Genomic DNA, 20,966 nt, shown 5'->3' on the forward strand with positions numbered 1-20,966 from the left:
GCAGCGACCCGTGCACTTCGGCTTCGCTCAGTGACCGGGTCGCTGCGGCAGCCTCAACACCTCAACTTCTCAACCATTATCTTTGAATGATGATGGCGCCGGAATCAAATTTTTTGCGCACAGTGCTGAGCATGGCATTGAGTTCGGCAGGAGTGCTATAAGTAAATTGTACACCGACTCGGGTAATATCCCCACTGGCTGTTTTATAAGGCGTCAAGCCTGCTGCGCTGATTTTCGCCACCAATTTGGCTACGTTGGCCTGGTCTTTAAAGGCACCGATGGCTATGATGCCCGTTTTGTCCCCAGCAGGAGCTGGAGCAGGGGTAGTCACCGCTGGTTTTTCCACTACCACAGGAGGTACGGCGGTATTTTTAGGCGGCGTAGTGGTGGTTCTCACCTCTTCTTCAGCAGTACCATCGTCTACAATTGCGCCTTGTTTGTCACTGGTCAAAGGTTGCTTTTGTTCTCTAGGCACTTCTTCGGGAGGGAAATCGTTTTTGTATTCTTCATCAGAAACGGGTGGCGGTACATTGACCTGGGTCTCGTTGGAACGGGTGGCTTCATCCAAAGGGCCGCGCAATAGGCTGAACAACAGGAGTACCACTACAACAGTAGCCAAAATGCCTACCAAAAGGACATTGTCTCTCAACCAATGATTGATCAAACGTCCCAATGAAACCGCAGAAGGTAAAGGCCCGCTGCTGCGCTGATTTTCTACCACCAGGGGTTGGTCCACCACTGGGAATAATGGTTCTGGCTCAGGCGTAGCAATCGGATAGGCTTTGACATCCGGCAAGCCATGAGATTCGGTATTAAAATTGGTGAGATCGGGCAAAAATTGCAGGTTTTGCTCAAAGTCCCGATACAGGCGACCCAGGTTGGTGAAGGACACAATTTCACGCCGATCCAGTACCTCCCGGATTTGATTGACGTAATTTTGAACCAAATCCGTGGCCGTGTCAAACGTTATCCCATAAGATTTGCCAATCGTATCGATCAACAAGCCATCGTCCATCCTTAAATTATCGTCAAAAGTAATGGTTTTGGCTGGAGGTGCTACGGTACCCGACACCTGATCCACTACTGCCGATTTGTAACTGCCTACAAAGGAACCCAGACCGGGCAAAGAGACGACATCCTGTTCGTACAACAATTCCACGATGTGTTTGCTAATATCAACTTCCATGATCGCTTTTGACTTTAGAGCTTGTTTAAGCCCGTTGTGGGGTAAATGTAAAAAAATATAAGCAAGTTATGATTTTTCCCGCAATTGGTTTACTTTTGAAGCGCTTGCCTTTTTAATGATTTTACACCACCTTCATTTTTTATCTTCCTCTTGTTGTTCTTGCTGAACACCCTATAAAGCATTTGCGGTATGAATTGGCGCACATTGCCCATGCCCAGGCTGCTATTGCCCCTGGTATTGGGAATTGTGATTGGGGATTGCTGGCGGGTTTCCTGGCAGGAGTTTCAGCAATGGTATTATTGGGGTTTTGGCGGAATTGGCCTGTTGTTTCTGGCACTGGCTTTTCGGCCCGACTTTAGAGCCAGGGCATGGTTCGGCGGCATGGTTTTTCTGGTTCTATTGTGCTTAGGCTTTTTCAGGATCGAGCAAAACCAGCAATGGAATCGAGCGCCCCATTTTTCCTGGCAAGCCGTGGGCGATTCGTGTAGTATTTGGGGAAAAGTACTGGAAGCGCGCCCTGCAGCGAATAGTTTTCGGGTACTGTTAAAAGTAAAAGCCAGAGCAGCCCCAGGTACTAAAAAGTGGCAACCTGCCACAGGCGAACTACTGGTCTATTTAAAGGTTGATACAGGCCAAGTTACGCCACAAAGCGGCCAACACCTCTACATAAGTGGCCTCATCGACACCGTAAAACCGCCGCTCAATCCAGATGCTTTTGATTTCAGGGCCTACCTCGCCAGACAGGGCGTTTATCACCAATTGTTCGCGCCAATGGGTGCCTGGAGGATCGACAGTGTGCATCAAGACCTTCCGCTTACTCTGGTTTTACAGGCATTTTGCTTAAAGGTATTGGAAAAACATTTGCCCAGTGGCGACACCTATGCCGTTGGCGCGGCCTTGATCATTGGCGCACGCAGCCAACTTTCGCAGGAGATCAGACAAGCTTATAGCAACAGTGGGGCGGTGCATGTGTTGTCGGTATCGGGTTTGCACGTGGGGGTTTTAGCGATTGCGCTGCGTTTTTTATTAGGTTTTTTTGCTCATAATAAAAAAGCTCAAAAGTTAGGACTGCTACTGGAATTGGGCAGTATCTGGCTCTTCACTTTGATAACTGGTGCTGCTCCCGCTACCTTGCGTGCAGCGGTGATGTTTTCCATGATTATCGGCGCCAGAGCGGTGGTGCGACAATACAACATCTGGAATATTTTGGCGGCCTCGGCTTTTAGTCTGTTGTGTTGGCAACCCAATTTATTGTGGGACATTGGTTTTCAGTTGTCTTACCTGGCCATTGCGGGCATTGTGGCTTTTCAGTCCTGGATTTACGAGCGTTGGTCGGCACCTAATGTAGTGCTGGATTACATTTGGAAACTGACCAGCGTGGGCATAGCAGCACAGCTCAGTACCGGCCCCCTGAGTATCTATTATTTCCATCAATTTCCCCTGTTTTTTTGGTTGTCAGGTTTGGTTGCTGTGCCACTTGCGGGGTTGGTGCTGATGCTGGGTTTATCGCTTTTTTTGTTGGAGGCGCTGCATATTCCGGCAGATTGGATCGGCCAACTCCTGAGTTGGTCGATCCAATTGCTCAATGGATTGATTGTGGCCATCCATGATTTGCCACAGGCGGTGATCAGTGGCTTTTGGTGGAATGCGCTGGCTACCCTGGGCATGTATGGAGTCTTGACCCTGGTTTGTGTTGCCTTGTATCACCGGAAATTGCGTTGGTTGAACGTAGCTTTAGCACTGTTGTTGGTTTGGGCCTTGGCGCAGTGGCCAGGTATTTTCAGGGCGCAGGCCCAGCGACAACTGGTTTGTTACCATGTACCCAAGGCTTCGTTGCTGGACTTGATCCAGGGACGCGAGGTGCTGACGCTATCTACCGCCGACACGCTCCCCGAACTGATGGCCGCACAAAACCACCGCTTTCACATGCGCCTCAAAAAGGAGCAGCAACTGGACTGGCAAAGCAGCTTTCGTTGGGGTCCGGTAGCGCTTCAATCCGGCCGTTTGCTTTTTGGCAAACATAAAATTGGCCTGATTGGGGAGAATGAAGGTTCTCCTCTCCTACCCTACGATTATTTGTTGGTCCACCACAATCCAAAAATTTATCCAGCAGACATACCGAAGAAAACCAAACTCATCATCCTCGATGGCAGCAATCGTTTTGGCACCCGGCGCTGGATCAAAAAACTGGCTGATGAGTTGAATATCCCCGTGCACGATACCGCTGAGCAAGGTGCCTGGATTTTGAATCTTTAACCACGATACTGGGCATTTTGCTCGGAGGACATCAATTGCCTGGGGTTGTGTAAAAAGTCAAAATTTGGCCATATTTATATTTTTATTAAAGTTTAATCTATTTTTTAAAAATCATTTACAGATAGACTAAACTTTAATTTGACCCCATTTTCGACTTTTTACACAACCCCTGGATAAGCAGTAAACTCTAATTTTTGGGCTTTAGCCCTATTTACAATGTTGAGATTATGGCTAAAGCCCCACCAAGAGGAGATGCCCCTATCCACCAGCTAAAGCTGGAGGCAATTCATGTCCTCTGCTTCTAAAAAACAAAATTGTCCAGTAATATGGTCTTCAACCCATAAAAACCATTTCGCATGAAAAACCTTCTCGACTTCTTTTACTACACCAAAACGGAACGCAAAGCTTGTGTTTTGCTGCTGATTTTATGTATCGCCGCATTTGTATTGCCCGAGTGGCTGGATTTTTCCAAGCCTTACGATTTGACCACCTTGGCCAGTGCACCCAGGCCAGTACAAGCAAAAGCCGATTGGCCCAAGTCTCAACGATGGAATAACAGCAAAAAAAAGTATACATACAGCGCTCGCTACCCAGCAAAAGAAGCCAAGATTGTGGCTTCTTTTTCCCTTTTTGACCCCAATACGGTGTCTTTGGAGGAACTTCTCAAGATGGGTTTGAACAAACGCAGCGCCAGCATTTGGGTCAAGTATACCTCCAAAGGTGGCCATTTTAAAAAAGCGGAAGATGTGTTGAAAATTTATGGTTTGCCAGAAGAGTGGTATCAGCAAGCAAAATCCTACCTACAAATCCAGACAAAGTCAGGCCTAGAGGCAGGGGCACCTGAAAAAACCATTTACAACTCTTTTGAGGATAAAAAATTCACTAAAAAAGGCGCTCAAGCTTGTATTCCAATTGATGTAAATACCGCCGATACGGCAGCCTGGCAATCGCTCCGTGGCATCGGAAAAGTGCTGGCGAATCGCATCATTAAATTTAGGGATAAATTGGGCGGGTTTTACCAGATTGATCAGGTGAAAGAAACTTTTGGTTTAGCCGATTCGGTGTATCAAAAAATCCGGCCTTGCTTACAACTCAATGCCCCAACATTGAAGCCACTATTGATCAATCAAGTCAGTTTTAATGAATTGGCCAGTCACCCTTATTTGGGTTTTAAAGCGGCTAAAGCGATTATGAATTGGAAGGATCAACATGGGCCTTTTGGCAAAATGGAAGATTTGGAAGCGCTGGTGGCACTGGAGCCCGCGAAGTTGGAGAAATTGAAGCCATATGTGCAGTTTTAGGTTACGCAAAATGTTGTAGAGACGCACGGCCGTGCGTCTTTAACCTCAGATTTTACCTTTAAACGAAAACAGAGACGCACGGCCGTGCGTCTCTACAGCGCCAGAGCATACTTTCAAGCCTAGAACTGATCGATTACCCGGTTACACCAAATCAAACAAGTCCAAAACCCCCGGCGTCCTTGCCACATTAAACGCTTCCGCATACTCAAAGCCCGCATCGCGCCCAAAAGAACGCGCCTTGGCCCGCATGAAGGCCATGAAGTCCTCACCCGAAATAGGGGTTGACAATTCCTGACTGTATTCGGTAGCACTAGGCAAGTAAAATTGCGAGCGGAAGGTGAGGATCAACTCCATCTTTTTTTCAAAAAAGTCGCTAATGTCTACAATGAAATCGGGTTGGAGGTTGCGATCCTGGATGTAGTGGTAGACGGCTTTGGGGCGCCAGCGTTCCTGAGGGTTACCCTTCTCGTCAAAGGTACCCACTTTGGCAAGGCCTGAATAAAAGCAGGCATCAGCGGCGAGTTTGGCAGCGCGGCCATGGTCGGGGTGGCGATCGTCTAGGGCATTGGCCAGTACAATTTCCGGTTGGCAACTGCGGATGACCTGGATGATTTTTTGGACGCTTTCGGGATTGTATTGGAAAAAGCCATCGGCCATGTCGAGGTTGACGCGGAAGGCTGCGCCCATGAGTTGGGCAGATTCTGTGGCTTCGCGGGCGCGGATTTCGGCGTTGCCTCGAGTGCCGAGTTCGCCACGGGTAAGGTCGAGTAGGCCTACGGTTTTGCCTTGGGCGATGTGGCGGAGCACGGTGCCGCTGCTGGAAAGTTCTACGTCATCGGGGTGAACGCCGATGGCAAGGATGTCGATTTTCATATGTGTTTTTTTGTCGGGGACAAAAAGCCCACGGATAAATCCATGGGTTGGGTTTTTATGGTGGACTCCCACGGGTAATGAAGTTTTTTGAAAAAACCGTTCTTTAAGCCCTGGCGATTGAATTGCCTAACTTGAATGGGCTTTAGCCCAAACCTCAATTTTGCAAATGGGGCTAAAGCCCAAAAACTAGTGCTCACTGCTTCCACCAGCTAAAGCTGGAGGCAATTCATACACTTTCATTCCAAAATTTGAGAACGGTTATTTCAAAAAACTTCATTAGCCGTGGGTTGGCCGGCAACCGCGAGGGTTGCCGCTACGATTTTTTTGCAGCTTCCCAAAGGAGGTCCATTTCGGCCAGGGTCATGTCGTTGAGGTCTTTGGGGGCGTGGGCTTCGATGTATTCGAAACGTTTTTTGAATTTGATGTTGACGCGTTCGAGGGCGGTTTCGGGGTCGATTTTGACAAAGCGAGCGTAATTGATCAGGGAAAAGAGGATGTCGCCGAATTCTTCTTCCCGCCTTTCTTGGGACAGGTCTTGTTCCAGGGTTTCTTTAAATTCCTGGATTTCTTCTTCCACTTTATCCCACACCTGGCCAGCATTTTCCCATTCAAAGCCTACTTGTTTGGTTTTTTCCTGCATGCGGTAAGCTTTGACCATAGCGGGTAGGGATTTAGGAACGCCAGCCAGTACTGATTTTTTGCCTTCCTGCAATTTGAGTTGCTCCCAATTTTTTTTGACTTCTTCTTCGTCCTTGACCTTCACATCTCCATAGATGTGCGGATGGCGTTTGATGAGTTTGTCACAAATGGCATTAAGGGCGTCGGCAATGTCGAAACTTTGTTGCTCATCCCCAATTTTGGCGTAAAAAACCATATGCAACATCAAGTCGCCAATTTCTTCTTTGATGCCATCGATGTCTTCTTCCAGGATGGCGTCGGCCAATTCGTAAGTTTCCTCGATGGTGAGGTTGCGGAGGGTTTGGAAGGTTTGTTTGCGATCCCAGGGGCATTGCTCGCGCAATTCATCCATGATAGTGAGTAGCCGGGCAAAAGCATCGAGTTTGTGTTGCATGGAGTGGTTTTTGAACAAGAGCATGTTTAATTTTTTTTTAAACATGCTCTAAAAATTGGGAAGTGTGCGCAAAATTAAACCTAATTTGCAGAAGAGAGGTTTAATTGGAATAAAAACAAAGCATGGAACTATTGAAAACTTTTTTGGCGGCCTTCACCGTTTTTGGTTTGGCCTTCGTCCTGATCAATATACGCTATTGGTTTACGGGCAAGGAATTCCGAGGGACTTGTGCCAGTAATTTTAATGCCGGGAAAGGGGAAGGGCAGGTGTGTTCGATGTGTGGCCGAAAGCCGGATGAGGCTTGTGGGATGCCGGAGGTGAAGTGAAGGAACCAATCAATTAGATCACATGCAAACTAATCAGGTATTGCAAGTAACCCGCCATCCAATTTATGGTTGCACATGCGTGGCCGAGATTGGTATTTTATGATCCTGAGCGACAAACATTACTGCATCAGCAGGGGTTTTGATGCAACGACGGAGGATGTTTTTGTGATTTTTAAAATTTTGATGGCATTAAAGGGGATGATTTCGGAATTGGTGGAGATGGCGCAAGTCTAACCTACCAACGCTGTAATTCCGATCAGCAAGATTCCCGTACCGATCAAACTTAGCACAAAAAACAAGTTCCAACGCTGCTCTTTTTGACGCGTAGCAAGCTCTTCAGGACTAGCATTCCGCCATTTTTCTTTCCATGCCTTATAGTCTGCAATTTGCTTTTTATAGCCCAACAGGGGTGGTAAAAAAATCAACGCTTGGATGAGTAGCGATATATAACGACCTGGGTCTATGTTCAGTGCCATTAGTGTAACAGAAGTCAAAAGTGCCAATAGAGATAAAATAAATCCGAATTTTTCCAATTGTGACCCCTTCATGTTTTATTAGATTTCAGTGTTTTAATCCATGCTTTTAATACTGTCCCACCGACAACATCACCAAAGTACACGCGAACTCCGTCTCAATCCCTTTCTCCTTAGCCAACCTGACCAATTCAAAATTCTCCGTCCCTGGATTAAAAATGATCCGCTTCGGCTGCAACCCTAAAATATAGTCGTAATATTCTTTTTGTCTTTCTGGATTGAGATAGAGGGTAATTGTATCGACCTCTTCCGCCTGAGGTTGGCCTTTTTGAATGTCCACGCCAAAAATATTCGCTTCGCGCAAACCTACCGCCACTACTTCGTGGCCTTTGCTCGTCAATCTACGGATGGCGTCATAAGAAACCCGGGCTGGGTTTTCGGAAGCGCCTAGAACAAGTGTTTTTTTCATTTAGCTTTCAGCTTTCAGCAATGAGCTATCAGCAGTCAGCTCAGCTATAAGCGGTCAGCTATCAGCAACCAGCTATGGCTTTCTGATGGCTCACGGCTGACAGCTCATTGCTGACTGCTAATAGCTGATGGCTGACTGCTGATGGCTAGACCAGTAACTTAATCGGCTCCTCCATAATCTCCTTAAACGTTTGCAGGAACTGTGCACCCGTTGCACCATCCACTACCCGGTGATCGCAGGAAAGGGTCACTTTCATGGTGTTGCCCACTACGATTTCGCCATTTTTCACGATCGGTTTTTCAAAAATCCCGCCTACTGCCAGGATACAGGCGTCGGGTGGATTGATGATGGCCGTAAATTCGTCGATGCCGAACATGCCCAGGTTGGAAATGGTGAAGGTATTGCCTTGCATTTCATCTGGCTGCAGTTTGCGTTCTTTGGCCTTACCGGCCAGGGCCTTCACCTCGGTATTGATTTGAGACATGGTTTTCATGTTCGCATAACGAATCACGGGAACCAGCAGTCCATCTTCAACGGCTACGGCTACGCCAATATTGATGTCTTTGTTGTAGCGGATTTTATCGCCCAACCAGGAAGAGTTGATCGCAGGGTGTTTGGTCAAGGAGGCAGCTACCGCTTTAACCACCAGATCGTTGAAAGACAACTTCACTGGCGACACCTCGTTCAGTTGTTTGCGCATTTCGATGGCCCGATCCATGTTGATTTCGATGGTCAGGTAAAAATGCGGTGCGGTGAACAAGCTCTCACCCAAGCGGCGGGCAATCACCTTGCGCATTTGAGACACGCCTACTTCTTCGTAGTTGTTGCTACCTGCATTGAAAGCAAAAGGAGCACTGGTCGGTGCTTCAGCCTTGGCAGTAGGTGCAGGCGTGGGCGTAGCAGCTGGGGTAGGCGTTACTACCGCAGGGGTACCTTTACCTTCCAGGAATGCTTCTACGTCTTTTTTGACAATGCGGCCTTGATCACCAGAGCCGGTCACTTGCGCCAGACTTACCCCCGTTTCTTTGGCGATGCTTTTCGCCAGGGGTGAGGCTTTGACGCGGCTGTCTTCGGTACTTGATGCAGCAGCTGCTGGGGCCTCCGCCACCGGAGCAGCTACGGGAGTGCTTGGCTGGCCGTTGGCAGCAGCAGGTGCAGCTGCTCCACCATTGGCAGCGGCCAGTACAGCTTGCCAATCTTCGCCAGCTTGTCCGATGACAGCGATGACGCCATCGATGGGCACGGGGCCTTCTTTAACCGCTATATGCAGGATAACGCCTTCTACAAAAGCATCCAATTCCATAGTGGCTTTATCTGTCTCCACTTCTGCCAGGGTTTGGCCTGGTTCAACGTGGTCTCCCTCTTTTTTCAACCAACCAATGATATTGCCCTCTTCCACCGTATCGCTCATACGGGGCATCCGGATGACTTCAGCCATAGGTTTTGCTTTTTGTCGTTTAAGTGAATTACTAAATTCGCGACCAAATTTACAGTAATACCCAATGTACACCAATTTGTTCAAAGAAAAATTTACACAGTGCTTATCTTTACCCAATGAACTTTTCATCCAAGCTACTAGAAGAGGCCGTAAACGCCTTCGCCAGCCTGCCAGGAATCGGCAAAAAAACGGCATTGCGGTTGGTTTTGCACTTGGTCACCCGCGAAGTGGAAACGGTTGACCAATTTGGCGACGCCATTGTCAAGATGCGCCGCGAAATCAAGTCCTGTAAGGTTTGCCACAACCTCTCGGACGAGGAACTGTGCAACATTTGCCGCGATCAACGGCGCGACCAGCAGGTCATTTGTGTGGTCGAGAGCATCCGCGATGTGATGGCGATTGAGGATACGGGGCAATACCGGGGTATGTACCACGTTTTGGGAGGAGTGATTTCACCATTGGAAGGGATTGGCCCGGGTGAATTGACGATAGATTCGCTGGAGCAACGCCTTGCCGCAGGAGAAACCAAAGAAGTGGTGATGGCCATCAGCCCAACCATCGAAGGCGAAACCACCATTTTTTACATCTCCAAACGATTAAAAGACCTGGATCTAAAAATCAGCACCATTGCCCGCGGAGTTTCCTTTGGGGGGGAATTGGAGTATGCTGATGAATTGACGCTGGGGCGGTCGATTGTGGCAAGGGTGCCTTATCAGCGGCAAGAATAACCCAAACTTAAAAGGTTCCAGGGTTCCAAAGTTCCTGAGTTCCAGGGTTCAGGGTTCCAAGGTTTAGCAACCCAACCCTGGAACCCCGAACCCTGGAACTTTGGAACCCTGAAACCTTGGAACCTTGTTCACATGACCATCATCATCGTCAACTACAACGTCAAATTTTTTCTGGAACAAGCCTTGCTGGCCGTGCGCAGAGCCGCCCAAGGTTTGGAAGTAGAGGTTTGGATAGTCGACAATGCCTCCAAAGATGGGTCGGTGCAAATGGTGCAGGAGCGATTCCCCGAGGTACATTTGATTGCCAATGAGCGCAATGTGGGCTTTTCACAAGCCAACAACCAAGCCATTCGCCAGGCTACAGGCGAATACATTCTGCTGCTCAATCCAGATACCGTTATCGCAGAAAATACCTTACAAGTCTGTATCGATTTTATGGAAACCCATCCCCAGGCGGGTGCCTTGGGGGTCAAAATGATCGATGGCTCGGGGGCTTTTTTGCCCGAGTCCAAGCGGGGCTTCCCTTCCCCTTTTGTGGCTTTTTGTAAAACCTTCGGCTTGTCGCGTTTTTTTCCCAAATCTCGCTTTTTCAATCGTTACCATCTCGGATTTCTTTCCAAAGAAAAAAATCACGAAGTCGATATCCTTTCGGGGGCTTTTATGTTCATTCGCAAAGCTGCCTTGGACAAAGTGGGGCTGCTGGACGAGCAGTTTTTTATGTACGGCGAAGACATTGACCTTTCCTACCGCATTCAAAAAGGCGGATTTAGCAACCATTATCTGGCCGACACCAGCATCATCCACTACAAAGGAGAAAGCACCAAAAAAGGCAGCGTCAACTACGTACGCATTTTTTATCAGGCGATGATCCTGTTCGCCCGCAAACATTTTCAGGGCGGCCATGCCCGTGGGTTTGTGTTAATGTTGCAACTGGCGATTTATCTGCGCGCTACGTTGACTTTGTTGTCCAATTTTTTCCGTCGCGCCTGGTGGCCATTACTCGACGCGCTGGCCCTGTATGGCGGTTTGAGCTTTTTAAAAAAGTTTTGGGCCGTTTACCATTTTCACAATCCGGAGCATTTTGAAAGCTCTTTTTTGTATTTCAATGCACCATTGTACACGGGAATATGGTTGCTCGCCCTGTTTTTTAGTGGTGCTTATGATCGACGTACCAATCTTTGGCAGTTGGTACGCGGCATTTTGATTGGCACAGTAGCCATTGCAGCGATTTATGGCTTTTTGGATTTGGTGTACCGCAGTTCGCGGGCCTTGATTGTGCTGGGCACCATTTGGGCACTGGTGGCTGTTCCACTCTTGCGAGCCTTGATCAGTGCCTTGGGCAGGGGCAATTTTAGCCTGGAAGAACACGCCGAAAAACGCCTGGCGCTGGTGGGATCTATCGAAGAAACCCGGCGGGCTGAAGCCATCTTACGCGCCATTGGTTCGCGTAAAAAAACGGTTGGGCTGATTGCCCCGAAGTCAAATCCGGTGGAAGCACACCTTTACCTCGGTGATTTACAAAACTTAGCTGCCTTGACCGAATTGTTCCATTTGGACGAGGTCATTTTTTGCAGCAGAGATCTTGCTCATGCGCAGATTATTGCCACAATGGAACAATTGGGCACACAACTCGACTATAAAATTTTGCCCGAAAACAGTGACAGCATCATTGGCAGCAGCCACAAAGACCTCAATGGGGAATTGTATCGGGTAGATGCATCATTTAACATTGCCCATCCTGAAAATCGCCGCAACAAACGTTTATTGGATTTGGTATTAGCAATTATCTTACTGCCTAGTTTCCCTGTAAGTATCCTTTTGGCCAAACACAAGCAGCGCCTTTGGGCGAATGCCTGGCCGGTGTTGGTTGGTCAAAAAACCTGGATTGGTTACAGTCAAGCTGAAGCAAATTTGCCCAAACTTAAACCCGGAATTTTAAGCCCAGCTGACATTACCAATGCGACACCTTTAAGTCCCTCAACCCAATACAGACTGAATCAGCAGTACGCGCGAGATTATCGGGTGGGTGAAGATTTGCGGATTTTGTGGGGGTATTGGCGGAAAGAGAATTAGACTTTAGGCTAGTTGATTACCAAATAATGAGTAGGCATATGCACGATCTGAAAATCCGCTCCGAAAGTTTTAGACTTTCGGGGCGGTCGAGCAAAGCACTGTTTCGCTGCTTTATCCCCCCGAAGGTCTAAAACCTTCGGGGAGAGGTTCTGGATTTTTGTACAAATCCTTGATAATCAACTCGCCTCAAGTCTATTAATAATTCGCTTTGAATCGACTCAATTGTTCAACAATTTCGCTTGGCTCCATTGCCGCCAATACTGCCTCGTGATCTGCCCACTGCGCCTCAAAACTCCGCATAAAATCGCCCAGTGCTTTGCCTTGTAAGTCGGGAAACAAACGCATGATCACCTGCCCTGAATATTTTTCTCGCAACCGCAATACATAGGCTTCCCGCTGGCGCTCTAGTTCAATTTTTTCTAATAAATGTCCTTCCGGGAAAAACGCCGCGATCATGGGCAGGTAAACATCCCGATCTGCCTCAAACTCAAACTTCTGTAAAACACCCTTTTCTTCCAGCCACTGCACAAAGCGGCGCATGGTCGTGCGTTCTTTTATTCGTTGGCTGGTCGTCGCATCTTGCTCCTGGTAAGGCTGAATGGAAAAATAAGGACTTGCGGTTACCCAGCGGAATAGCTCATCCAGGGTATCAAAGCCGCGTACCCAATGGGCATAATCTAGTTGTAAAAAAGCAAAAATGCGTTGAAAATCCTGGGATACCTCCAGGTCTTTTTGGAAATGGCCATCGGCGCGACGGAATACGTATTGCAGGCCCTGCTCGCCGTATTTCAGGTTAAAACGTTTGAAAATTTTACCCAAAATATTGCCCACATCGTTGAAGGAAAGGTAGTTGTAAGTAGAGTCAAAATAGCGATGCTCCCGGTAAAAGAAATCGACCTGGAAGTTTTGATACACCGTACTAAACACTGAACCTAAGGATTTGTGTTCCTGAATGCCCAGGTCTTTGATCAACTCCGTGCGCAAATCCTGCCAAGTAGTGTGGATGGCTGCATCCGAAACGATGATGTCAACATCACCAAAGTCAGGTTTGTCGCGGAAACACCGGGGAATGTGGTACAAATCACCCAGTTTTTGATCCAGGTATTGCCTCAATCCAGCTTCTATTTCCAGGTACTCAGTCTTGGGCAAACGCCCCAATTTGAACAAATTACCACCCATAATGCTTTGTTAGTCAGGTTTGGCGTGCAGAACGACGTAGGGCATGTATTTGGTTCCAAAAACTTAACATGCTCACGCTGCAAATTTATTTGAAGCTGCTACAAAAAACCTTACTTTGCTTCTTGTAAGTACCAGATCACAATTAATCAATGTTATTTGAAGGGCAAATTTGACCCATACTGCGTTAAAAAGCCTCGCCGTAGCCCTGCTATGGCTACGTTTTTTGCCTTGTCTGGGTTGAAATTTGCTCCTTCAAATAAACATCATTAATTGTGTTCTGGTACTCATTCATCATCAAATCGCATTATTTTTATGAAATCACTATTCTGCACTTTTATTGTAGGGCTTTTTTTAGCGCTGGGTACCGCCACTGCACAGGCACCAGCAACGCCGCCACCACCACCCACACCTGCACTGGACTCGGTAGCAGCAAAGGACTTATTAGGGAAATACGATACCGGTGGCATGGGCAACATCGTCGTGAGCTGGGAACAAGGCAAGGTGGTTGGCAGCCTGGAAGGCCAGGGTAGCGCCGAACTCAAACCTACTGCCACTCCCGATGTATTGAGCATCATAGGCTTTGAGGGTACTGCCACTTTTTTTCGGGATGAACAGAAAAAAGTCATCAAGGTCAAGTTGGAGGTACAGGGGCAAGTCATTGAAGGGGCCAAGCTGTGAATTAGTAGTTGAGAAGGTTGAGGGAGGTTGAGAAGGTTGAGCTACCGCAGCGACTTAGACAAAGTCCCTGTTCAAGTCACTGCGGTAGCTCAACCTCCCTCAACTTTCTCAACCTCCCTCAACTTATCAATTCAACACTATGCAAGGAACAAATCAAGAACAACTAGCTGACCAGGTAGCCCAAAACCTGACTTTAGACCCTCAAGATTGGCAACAAATGCGCCAACTGGGGCACCAAATGATCGACGATGTGATGGATTACCTGGAAAACATCGGCAAACAACCCGTTTGGAAGCCCATCCCCGCCGAAGTCAAAAACTTTCTCGCCACAGATATCCCCCAGGAACCACAAGACATCGACAGCATTTATCAGGATTTCAAACAATACATCTTTCCTTACACCAAGGGCAATATCCACCCCCGTTTTTTTGCCTGGGTGCAAGGCACGGGAACTCCACTAGGCGTATTGGCCGACTTGTTGGCCGCGACCATGAATCCCAACGTCACCATTGGTGAACATGCCGCACTTTACGTCGATCAGCAAGTAGTCAATTGGTGCAAACAAATGCTCAACTATCCTGCCGAAGCTTCCGGGATTTTGCTCAGCGGCGGCTCCATGGCCAACATCACCGCCCTCACCGTTGCCCGCAATCACCAGGCCAGCGTGCGGCAGGAAGGTTTGTTCAACATTGGCAGCCAAATGACGTTGTACTGCTCGGCGGAGACTCATAGTTGTATTCAAAAAGCGGTAGAAATTCTGGGGTTGGGCACTGAAGCGGTGCGCAAAATTTCGGTGAATGCCCGGTACGAAATCAACACTGCCGAGCTGATCCAATGCATCGAAGCTGACCTAGCCGCCGGGCATCGCCCATTTTGTGTGGTGGGCAGTGCAGGCACGGTCAATACCGGGGCAATCGACCCACTTGAAGAACTCTGGCAAATTTGCCAACGGTACCAATTGTGGTTCCACGTAGATGGTGCCTATGGTGCACTGGCCAAACTCGATCCCCAATATGCCTCAGCACTCAGCGCTGTTGAAAAAGCAGATAGTGTCGCCTTTGACCTCCACAAATGGCTGTACATCCCTTACGAAGTGGGCTGTACTTTGATCAAAAATGCCGAAGCGCATCGCAATGCTTTTGCCATCACCCCGAATTATTTGTTGCAGGAAAAGCGAGGATTGGCGGGTGGTCTGGAATCCATCAACAATTATGGTTTCGAGTTGTCACGAGGGTTTAAAGCCCTCAAAATCTGGATGTCGCTCAAGGAACATGGCTTAGGCAAATACGCCGCCATGATTCGGCAAAATAACTTGCAAGCCGCTTATTTAGGTCAAATGGTGGAAAATAGGCCAGAATTGGAGTTATTGGCCCCCGTTTCCCTCAGTATCGTCTGTTATCGGTACATTCACCCTGAGCTTACGGAAACGGAACTCAACGCCTTGAACCGTGAAATATTGATTCAGTTGCAGGAGCGGGGCATCGCCTCTCCTTCTTCTACCCTCTTGCAAGGGCGCTACGCGATTCGGGTGTGTATTGTCAATCAACGAACGAAAAAAGACGATTTGGAACTGTTGATACAGGCTACCTTGCAAATTGGAGAAGAACACGTCAAGTCAATCTTATCCCACGCTACTGAACATGTTGCTCGAAGGATATGAATTGCCACCAGCTTTAGCTAGTGGATATGGGCATTCCCCCTTGAATGGGCTTTAGCCCAAACCTCAATTTTGGAAATAGGGCTAAAGCCCAAAAACTAGAGTTCACTACTTATCCACCAGCTGAAGCTGGAGGCAATTCATGTCCTCCGATTCCTATAAACAAAGGTGTCCATTAGTATGACCTTATCACCTAAAACTATCGTTTTATGAAAAATTTTCAACTCTTCCTGACCTTGCTTTTTTGTCAAATTCTAGGTAGCCTCCAGGCCCAGCAGCCCCTCCGCGTAGGCGTAGTCGGCTTAACCCACGACCACGTCAACTGGATTTTGGGCCGGGCAAAAGACAATGACATCGAAATTGTGGGCATCGTTGAACCCAACCGCGCACTGGCCGAACGCCATGCCAAAAGACGGGGTTTTGACCTGGGTTTGGTGTACAATACCATTGAAGAAATGGTGGAAAAAACCAAACCCGAAGCGGTAACTGCCTTTAATTCCATCTACGATCACCTGAGTACGGTGGAGTATTGCGCCCCCAAAGGCATCCACGTGATGGTGGAAAAACCCCTGGCGGCCAATTGGAAACACGCCCAGCGGATGATTGAATTGGCGCAAAAGCACCAGATTCAGCTGCTCACCAACTACGAAACGACCTGGTACGGCAGCAATGCCAAAGCCTACGAACTGATTAATAAGGAGAACAAAATAGGGTCAATCCGCAAAATGGTATTCCACCATGGGCATCCTGGCCCGGTGGAGATTGGTTGCACTCCAGAATTTTTGGCTTTCCTCACCGATCCGGTGCTCAATGGTGGAGGCGCATTGACTGATTTTGGTTGTTATGGTGCCAACCTGGCTACCTGGCTGCTAAAAGGTGAAACACCCAAAACAGTGTTTTGTAACGTGCGCCACATCAAGCCCAAAATCTACCCTAAAGTAGACGATGAAGCTATCATTGTGCTGGAATATGCCAATACCGAGGTGATCATTCAGGCCTCGTGGAATTGGCCCTATAGCCGCAAAGACGTCGAGATATACGGGCAAAGTGGCATGATCGAGTGCCTGAATAGTAAGGACATGCTGGTGGGTCCAAAACTGGAAGACCGGGGAACGCCACTGGTAGCTGACCCTCTGCCAGTCAATGACCCCTTTACTTACCTCGAGGGTGTTGTGCGCGGACGCATCAAGGTGCAGAATTTTGATTTATCGGCCCTGGATAACAACCGGATCGTAGTGCAAATTTTGGAAGCGGCGAAACATTCGGCGAAGACGGGGAAAGTGGTGGAGTGGGAGAAGTTTTTTAAAGGAAAATAGGGTTGATCAACTGATTGATTCTTTTTTCCGCAACAAAACAATCTGCCCCAAGTGGTACACATCATGGTGAATCAAGCCGTGTAGCAATACAGAATAAGAATAATTGCGGCCTTCAACCACTTGCTCCAGGCGGGACTCATCGAGTTGTTCCAATTGTTCGAGCAAGTGCAACTGGCTGTCTTCAAATTGCTGTAGGGTAATGAGCCAACTTTCTTCATTGGGGCTCACCTTGGGAAAATTGGCCTTGTCATCCACATCGTAAGTCGTATTGCCCCTCAATTTTTCGATGGCAAAACGCCGCCAGGCCGTCATGTGTTCCACTAGTTCAATCAAGGTATGGCTATCGCCAATCTGGTTGGCCAATTGATCAGTCGTTACTTTGCGCAGGATTTCCATAACCGATGGGCCATGCCAGGCCGCGCCATCAAAAGTACGGCGCAATAGTTCAATGATTTCTTGACGATGCATACAGCAGAGATGAATTGGTGCTATGAGCTTGTTTTGGCTTACTCCTGAAAAACTTAAACAGGCTCTAAAGGTACAAAAGCGCAATGAGAAGAATAGGCAATCCTGATGTGAAAAATAGATGAAAAAAAATTGAAACTATAAGCATCCTTTAACCGTATAGAATGTATAATTTTGTGATCCCTCCTCCCGGGAATCTACAGCCCAATATTGAACAGACTTTATAAACAGAAGCTGCTTGAGGCAGAATGAAGTTTTTTTTGAGCTAATTGAGGCTTATTTTCGAGTGCGTAGCAGCGCTACGGACGAAAAAATAGCCGATGAGTAGCTCAAAAAAAAATCGTTCTGACCAAGTGAGCTTCTGTTTATAAAGTCTAATATTCAGAAACACTAGTAAATTGTGATAGCTAAAACGTCTTTGGCGCAAACAGCCATGCACATCCTGCATGCGACTGATGATGCCTTTCAACATACTGCTTCAGCAATGGAGCAATTGGCACTGGGTTTGGGTTATGCCCATAGTGATGTCGGGAGGGTCTGGCACTGGCTGAAGCAAGAGTTGGGTCGACAAACGGAACAAGGTTGTATTCCCCAGGTACCCGATGCCCAAATCTCTACGCCACCTTTTCACAGTATTTTAGCCTGGACTTGCTGGAAAAAAGACCCCTCGATTGCCCGCATCGAGGAGTTATTTGATGCTTTGTTACAATCCCATCACTATTGGTATTTACACCGCGACCCTCAGGAAATGGGCCTGCCTTGTATTCATTTTGCCGAAGAGGCGGTAATGCCAGCGTTTTTCCACCAACATTATGGTAGTTCTCCTTTTCAAATCCAAGACCCCGCTTTTTTGGGATTGCTTTGCCGTGCCAACGAGTGTTTGATCGAAATGGGGGAAAAACTGCACCACGATCTTGGTGATTTAGTGCAATGGCAGGAGCTTACGGTTTTTGGCTTAAACGAAGACCTTTGGGACGATCCATCTAAAAGTTACTGTGCTTACGATCACGTTTCTGGCCAAAAACTGAGCATTCCTAACCTTGCCAACTATCTTCCCCTCTGGGCTGGAGTGCCCGATCAGGAGCATGCTGAAAGTTTGTGCCGTGGCCTGATCAAAGGGTATTTCCGGGACAATTATTGGGCTTTGCCTATGCAGCTACCCGCCAAAGATAGTTCAGGCGAGACCGTTTCCTTGCTCTTGAACCGGATGATTTACGCGGGGTTACTTCGTTATGGTTTTAAAGAAAATGCCAATTACCTGCGTAAGAGTAGTTTGCAAATGGTTGGCAATTACGGTTTTTATAACCTGTATCAGGCTCTAATGCATCCTCATGATAACATTGGTATTGGAAAAGGGAATTCGGCTACCACCGCTGCACTGGTACTTGAACTTGCCGATGGCATTGCTGAAAAGCGCGGCTTTGAACAAAATTGGTAAGCCTTAGAAGCCGTTTGAGTTTGTATCATGGGCTCCAAAGGGTCTATTTTTGGCCAAAAATAGCCTCCTTTTCGCTTCCACGATACAAACTCAATCGGCTTCTTACAAATAATGCTGGATGAAGGCGGAGTACTCAGTCGCATCCACAACTTTCCATCCCGCTCCCTCGAATTCAGCAATTTCCTCGGCACTCGGAAAGCTGAAATAGGCCGATTCCGCTTCGTCCTGGGTGAGGGTATTCGGTTTTTCACCCTGCAAAATCGATACCACCTGATCGGCTACAAAAGCGGCGCTCGCTGGGTATAAGTGTAGGATGTGCCACAACAATGAACGATCCGGGTTGACGGGCAAATGGGAAAAACCGATGATACCGCCCGTATCAATGGTTTTGTCATCAATGTAGTGCAATGTGCCGTGGATGGCCTTGTCTCCATTTTTTAAAGCCCGAAAAATGGCCAATACCCCCCGATAATTGGGCAAACGCCCCGAGTGAAAATTCACTACCCCCAGCCGCGGAATTTGTACAAATGCATCCCCGAAAATACGGCCATAACGAATGGAGAGTACCAAATCGGGTTGTAAAGAACGGATCAAGTTCAGGCTTTCTTCCGATTTGATGTCATTCAAAGCGGTGATGGGGATGGCATATTGTTGTGACAAGGCTTCAAAAGTCTGGTATTCCGGCTTATGCTCGCGGGCTTGGGCATCCAATTGGGGAAACAAAAATTCGTTGGGCAAAATTTGCTCAAAAAATTTCAGGTCTTGGAGTGCCTGCGGAGCAGCCGGATTGGCTTTGCCAACCTTATCAGAAATGAAAATGTGCTGAATGTGCGGATGGAGCAAGGGCAACAAGTGATTGAGCATCACATTACTGGCCAAATCCCGGTTGGTAAAGTAGAGTAAGCGCATGGTAGAGATTATGGTCAAATATACCCCAGAAATGATATTTTTGAGTATCAAAATCTACCACTACATGAGATCCATCCTTTTCTTACTCTGCTTGATTATTTTGAACCATCAAAAAATCTCAGCCCAAACTGACAGCACCTACGCCGAGCGCCTGGGCTGGCCCAAAGGTGCCAAAGTCCTCATCATGCACGTTGACGATGCCGGGATGTCCTGGGACTCCAACGAAGGGGCTCTCCAGGCCCTTACCAAAGGGGTTGCTACCTCCGTAAGTGTAATGATGCCCTGTGGCTGGGTTCCCGGCTTTGTGCACCAACTCAAAAAAAATCCCAGCATCGACGCAGGTTTGCACCTCACCCTGACCTCTGAATGGGACGATTACCGCTGGGGTCCTTTGAGTGGCAAACCAGCTGTACCGGGTCTGGTCGATCAGGAGGGTGCACTCTGGCCAGAAGTGGAAGATGTGGTCAAAAATGCTTCGGCGGATGAGGTTGAAAAAGAAATTTTAGCACAAATTGCCCGGGCGCGCCAAATGGGTTTTGAACCCACTCATATGGATTCTCACATGGGCACTTTGTTTGCTTCACCTGGTTTTTTGCAGCGCTACATCAAGGTTGGCATTCAGGAGCGAATCCCCGTGATGATGCCCGCCGGGCACTGTAGCATGATTGCGGAGACCAATAAACTGGACCCTTTTACCTTGGGTTTGTTGCGCAATGCGGGCAAAAACCTCTGGAACAATGGGCTTCCCGTGCTGGATGACCTGCACAATGAAACCTATGGCATGAAAATTCCACCCGGATTGAGCGACAAGGCCATGCAAAAATTAAAAACAAAATTGATCATCGAATCTTTCCAACGGCTTAAACCGGGAGTGACGATGTTGATCGTGCATTGTACGGCCCCCTCCCCTATTTTTAAACACATTTCCGGGTCTGGAGATGTGCGCAAAAGTGACCTCCTGGCCATGCAATCTCCTGAATTGAAAGCTTTTTTGCAAAAGGAAGGGATTGTTTTGACGACTTGGAGGGAGTTGATGGAGCGGAGGAAGAAAATGAAATAGGGTCAACGAATGTTGATTATCAAGCAATTGATGATTTTCTTTTTTTGAGTGACGAGTTCAGAATACATG

The 20,966-nt window shown here is 47.8% G+C and carries 20 protein-coding genes; 11 read left to right on the forward strand and 9 right to left on the reverse strand.

Annotated features, from left to right (window positions below):
- Positions 1-76: 76 nt before the first annotated feature.
- On the reverse strand, positions 77-1,186 hold the full coding sequence (locus ACEW9O_RS16500; RefSeq protein ID WP_373551284.1) for an SPOR domain-containing protein: 1,110 nt from the start codon (positions 1,184-1,186) through the stop codon (positions 77-79).
- Positions 1,187-1,375: 189 nt separating this feature from the next.
- On the opposite strand from ACEW9O_RS16500, the gene ACEW9O_RS16505 reads away from it, so the two are divergent.
- Together ACEW9O_RS16505 and ACEW9O_RS16510 are read left to right on the forward strand one after the other, a co-directional pair.
- Positions 1,376-3,442, forward strand: coding sequence for a ComEC/Rec2 family competence protein (locus ACEW9O_RS16505; RefSeq protein WP_373551285.1), 2,067 nt, complete (start codon positions 1,376-1,378; stop codon positions 3,440-3,442).
- A 356-nt stretch (positions 3,443-3,798) separates the two neighbouring features.
- Complete coding sequence (locus ACEW9O_RS16510) at positions 3,799-4,743, forward strand: helix-hairpin-helix domain-containing protein (RefSeq protein ID WP_373551286.1); 945 nt, start codon at positions 3,799-3,801, stop codon at positions 4,741-4,743.
- Between the two features lie 141 nt (positions 4,744-4,884).
- Here ACEW9O_RS16510 and bshB1 read toward each other — a convergent pair whose 3' ends face one another.
- Positions 4,885-5,616, reverse strand: a complete 732-nt coding sequence (gene bshB1, locus ACEW9O_RS16515; protein ID WP_373551287.1) for a bacillithiol biosynthesis deacetylase BshB1 — start codon at positions 5,614-5,616, stop codon at positions 4,885-4,887.
- A 313-nt stretch (positions 5,617-5,929) separates the two neighbouring features.
- Positions 5,930-6,688, reverse strand: a complete 759-nt coding sequence (gene mazG / locus ACEW9O_RS16520) for a nucleoside triphosphate pyrophosphohydrolase (protein ID WP_373551288.1) — start codon at positions 6,686-6,688, stop codon at positions 5,930-5,932.
- Positions 6,689-6,810: 122 nt separating this feature from the next.
- On the opposite strand from mazG, the gene ACEW9O_RS16525 reads away from it, so the two are divergent.
- Together ACEW9O_RS16525 and ACEW9O_RS16530 are read left to right on the forward strand one after the other, a co-directional pair.
- Positions 6,811-7,014, forward strand: a complete 204-nt coding sequence (locus ACEW9O_RS16525) for a hypothetical protein (protein WP_373551289.1) — start codon at positions 6,811-6,813, stop codon at positions 7,012-7,014.
- A 75-nt stretch (positions 7,015-7,089) separates the two neighbouring features.
- Entirely contained in the window at positions 7,090-7,248 is a 159-nt protein-coding gene (locus ACEW9O_RS16530) for a hypothetical protein (RefSeq protein ID WP_373551290.1), read from the forward strand.
- On the opposite strand, the gene ACEW9O_RS16535 is transcribed toward ACEW9O_RS16530, so the two are convergent.
- From ACEW9O_RS16535 to ACEW9O_RS16545, 3 genes are all read right to left on the reverse strand, one after another.
- Complete coding sequence (locus tag ACEW9O_RS16535; protein ID WP_373551291.1) at positions 7,245-7,562, reverse strand: hypothetical protein; 318 nt, start codon at positions 7,560-7,562, stop codon at positions 7,245-7,247. The two genes, ACEW9O_RS16530 and ACEW9O_RS16535, sit on opposite strands and share 4 nt — an antisense overlap.
- A 34-nt stretch (positions 7,563-7,596) precedes the next feature.
- Complete coding sequence (locus ACEW9O_RS16540) at positions 7,597-7,956, reverse strand: CoA-binding protein (RefSeq protein ID WP_373551292.1); 360 nt, start codon at positions 7,954-7,956, stop codon at positions 7,597-7,599.
- Positions 7,957-8,101: 145 nt separating this feature from the next.
- Complete coding sequence (locus tag ACEW9O_RS16545; protein ID WP_373551293.1) at positions 8,102-9,394, reverse strand: pyruvate dehydrogenase complex dihydrolipoamide acetyltransferase; 1,293 nt, start codon at positions 9,392-9,394, stop codon at positions 8,102-8,104.
- Between the two features lie 116 nt (positions 9,395-9,510).
- Between ACEW9O_RS16545 and recR the strand changes: the two genes are divergently transcribed.
- Together recR and ACEW9O_RS16555 are read left to right on the forward strand one after the other, a co-directional pair.
- On the forward strand, positions 9,511-10,122 hold the full coding sequence (recR, locus tag ACEW9O_RS16550; RefSeq protein WP_373551294.1) for a recombination mediator RecR: 612 nt from the start codon (positions 9,511-9,513) through the stop codon (positions 10,120-10,122).
- Positions 10,123-10,254: 132 nt separating this feature from the next.
- Positions 10,255-12,195 (forward strand): glycosyltransferase, encoded by a 1,941-nt coding sequence (locus ACEW9O_RS16555; protein WP_373551295.1) that lies wholly within the window; start codon positions 10,255-10,257, stop codon positions 12,193-12,195.
- A gap of 195 nt (positions 12,196-12,390) precedes the next feature.
- Here ACEW9O_RS16555 and ACEW9O_RS16560 read toward each other — a convergent pair whose 3' ends face one another.
- Positions 12,391-13,374, reverse strand: coding sequence for a hypothetical protein (locus ACEW9O_RS16560; protein WP_373551296.1), 984 nt, complete (start codon positions 13,372-13,374; stop codon positions 12,391-12,393).
- Positions 13,375-13,686: 312 nt separating this feature from the next.
- On the opposite strand from ACEW9O_RS16560, the gene ACEW9O_RS16565 reads away from it, so the two are divergent.
- The 3 genes from ACEW9O_RS16565 (at position 13,687) to ACEW9O_RS16575 (ending at position 17,025) form a co-directional block, all read left to right on the forward strand.
- Positions 13,687-14,052 carry a hypothetical protein gene (locus ACEW9O_RS16565; RefSeq protein WP_373551297.1) on the forward strand — a complete coding sequence of 122 codons (366 nt, stop codon included), beginning with the start codon at positions 13,687-13,689 and terminating at the stop codon, positions 14,050-14,052.
- A 139-nt stretch (positions 14,053-14,191) separates the two neighbouring features.
- Positions 14,192-15,712: an aspartate aminotransferase family protein gene (locus ACEW9O_RS16570; protein ID WP_373551298.1), complete on the forward strand. Its 1,521-nt coding sequence runs from the start codon at positions 14,192-14,194 to the stop codon at positions 15,710-15,712.
- A gap of 206 nt (positions 15,713-15,918) precedes the next feature.
- Positions 15,919-17,025 (forward strand): Gfo/Idh/MocA family protein, encoded by a 1,107-nt coding sequence (locus ACEW9O_RS16575; protein ID WP_373551299.1) that lies wholly within the window; start codon positions 15,919-15,921, stop codon positions 17,023-17,025.
- Positions 17,026-17,031: 6 nt separating this feature from the next.
- On the opposite strand, the gene ACEW9O_RS16580 is transcribed toward ACEW9O_RS16575, so the two are convergent.
- On the reverse strand, positions 17,032-17,493 hold the full coding sequence (locus tag ACEW9O_RS16580; RefSeq protein WP_373551300.1) for a DinB family protein: 462 nt from the start codon (positions 17,491-17,493) through the stop codon (positions 17,032-17,034).
- A 430-nt stretch (positions 17,494-17,923) separates the two neighbouring features.
- On the opposite strand from ACEW9O_RS16580, the gene ACEW9O_RS16585 reads away from it, so the two are divergent.
- Positions 17,924-18,928: a hypothetical protein gene (locus tag ACEW9O_RS16585; RefSeq protein WP_373551301.1), complete on the forward strand. Its 1,005-nt coding sequence runs from the start codon at positions 17,924-17,926 to the stop codon at positions 18,926-18,928.
- A 102-nt stretch (positions 18,929-19,030) separates the two neighbouring features.
- Here ACEW9O_RS16585 and ACEW9O_RS16590 read toward each other — a convergent pair whose 3' ends face one another.
- Positions 19,031-19,837: a formyltransferase family protein gene (locus ACEW9O_RS16590; RefSeq protein ID WP_373551302.1), complete on the reverse strand. Its 807-nt coding sequence runs from the start codon at positions 19,835-19,837 to the stop codon at positions 19,031-19,033.
- 64 nt (positions 19,838-19,901) lie between these two features.
- Between ACEW9O_RS16590 and ACEW9O_RS16595 the strand changes: the two genes are divergently transcribed.
- A complete protein-coding gene (locus ACEW9O_RS16595) occupies positions 19,902-20,897 on the forward strand; it encodes a polysaccharide deacetylase family protein (protein ID WP_373551303.1) in 996 nt (331 codons plus the stop codon).
- The last annotated feature ends 69 nt before the right edge of the window (positions 20,898-20,966 follow it).

Origin of the sequence: Haliscomenobacter sp. (assembly GCF_041740695.1) — a bacterium.
GTDB lineage: Bacteria > Bacteroidota > Bacteroidia > Chitinophagales > Saprospiraceae > Haliscomenobacter.

Excerpts from the sequence above, each read along its gene's own strand:
- ACEW9O_RS16505 (WP_373551285.1), top strand. The coding sequence starts at position 1,376 with ATGAATTGGCGCACATTGCCCATGCCCAGGCTGCTATTGCCCCTGGTA.
- ACEW9O_RS16500 (WP_373551284.1), bottom strand. The coding sequence starts at position 1,186 with ATGGAAGTTGATATTAGCAAACACATCGTGGAATTGTTGTACGAACAG.
- recR (WP_373551294.1), top strand. The coding sequence starts at position 9,511 with ATGAACTTTTCATCCAAGCTACTAGAAGAGGCCGTAAACGCCTTCGCC.
- ACEW9O_RS16590 (WP_373551302.1), bottom strand. The coding sequence starts at position 19,837 with ATGCGCTTACTCTACTTTACCAACCGGGATTTGGCCAGTAATGTGATG.
- ACEW9O_RS16575 (WP_373551299.1), top strand. The coding sequence starts at position 15,919 with ATGAAAAATTTTCAACTCTTCCTGACCTTGCTTTTTTGTCAAATTCTA.
- ACEW9O_RS16585 (WP_373551301.1), top strand. The coding sequence starts at position 17,924 with ATGCACATCCTGCATGCGACTGATGATGCCTTTCAACATACTGCTTCA.
- ACEW9O_RS16570 (WP_373551298.1), top strand. The coding sequence starts at position 14,192 with ATGCAAGGAACAAATCAAGAACAACTAGCTGACCAGGTAGCCCAAAAC.
- ACEW9O_RS16540 (WP_373551292.1), bottom strand. The coding sequence starts at position 7,956 with ATGAAAAAAACACTTGTTCTAGGCGCTTCCGAAAACCCAGCCCGGGTT.
- ACEW9O_RS16580 (WP_373551300.1), bottom strand. The coding sequence starts at position 17,493 with ATGCATCGTCAAGAAATCATTGAACTATTGCGCCGTACTTTTGATGGC.
- bshB1 (WP_373551287.1), bottom strand. The coding sequence starts at position 5,616 with ATGAAAATCGACATCCTTGCCATCGGCGTTCACCCCGATGACGTAGAA.
- ACEW9O_RS16595 (WP_373551303.1), top strand. The coding sequence starts at position 19,902 with ATGAGATCCATCCTTTTCTTACTCTGCTTGATTATTTTGAACCATCAA.
- ACEW9O_RS16560 (WP_373551296.1), bottom strand. The coding sequence starts at position 13,374 with ATGGGTGGTAATTTGTTCAAATTGGGGCGTTTGCCCAAGACTGAGTAC.
- ACEW9O_RS16545 (WP_373551293.1), bottom strand. The coding sequence starts at position 9,394 with ATGGCTGAAGTCATCCGGATGCCCCGTATGAGCGATACGGTGGAAGAG.
- ACEW9O_RS16535 (WP_373551291.1), bottom strand. The coding sequence starts at position 7,562 with ATGAAGGGGTCACAATTGGAAAAATTCGGATTTATTTTATCTCTATTG.
- mazG (WP_373551288.1), bottom strand. The coding sequence starts at position 6,688 with ATGCAACACAAACTCGATGCTTTTGCCCGGCTACTCACTATCATGGAT.
- ACEW9O_RS16510 (WP_373551286.1), top strand. The coding sequence starts at position 3,799 with ATGAAAAACCTTCTCGACTTCTTTTACTACACCAAAACGGAACGCAAA.
- ACEW9O_RS16525 (WP_373551289.1), top strand. The coding sequence starts at position 6,811 with ATGGAACTATTGAAAACTTTTTTGGCGGCCTTCACCGTTTTTGGTTTG.
- ACEW9O_RS16530 (WP_373551290.1), top strand. The coding sequence starts at position 7,090 with ATGCGTGGCCGAGATTGGTATTTTATGATCCTGAGCGACAAACATTAC.
- ACEW9O_RS16555 (WP_373551295.1), top strand. The coding sequence starts at position 10,255 with ATGACCATCATCATCGTCAACTACAACGTCAAATTTTTTCTGGAACAA.
- ACEW9O_RS16565 (WP_373551297.1), top strand. The coding sequence starts at position 13,687 with ATGAAATCACTATTCTGCACTTTTATTGTAGGGCTTTTTTTAGCGCTG.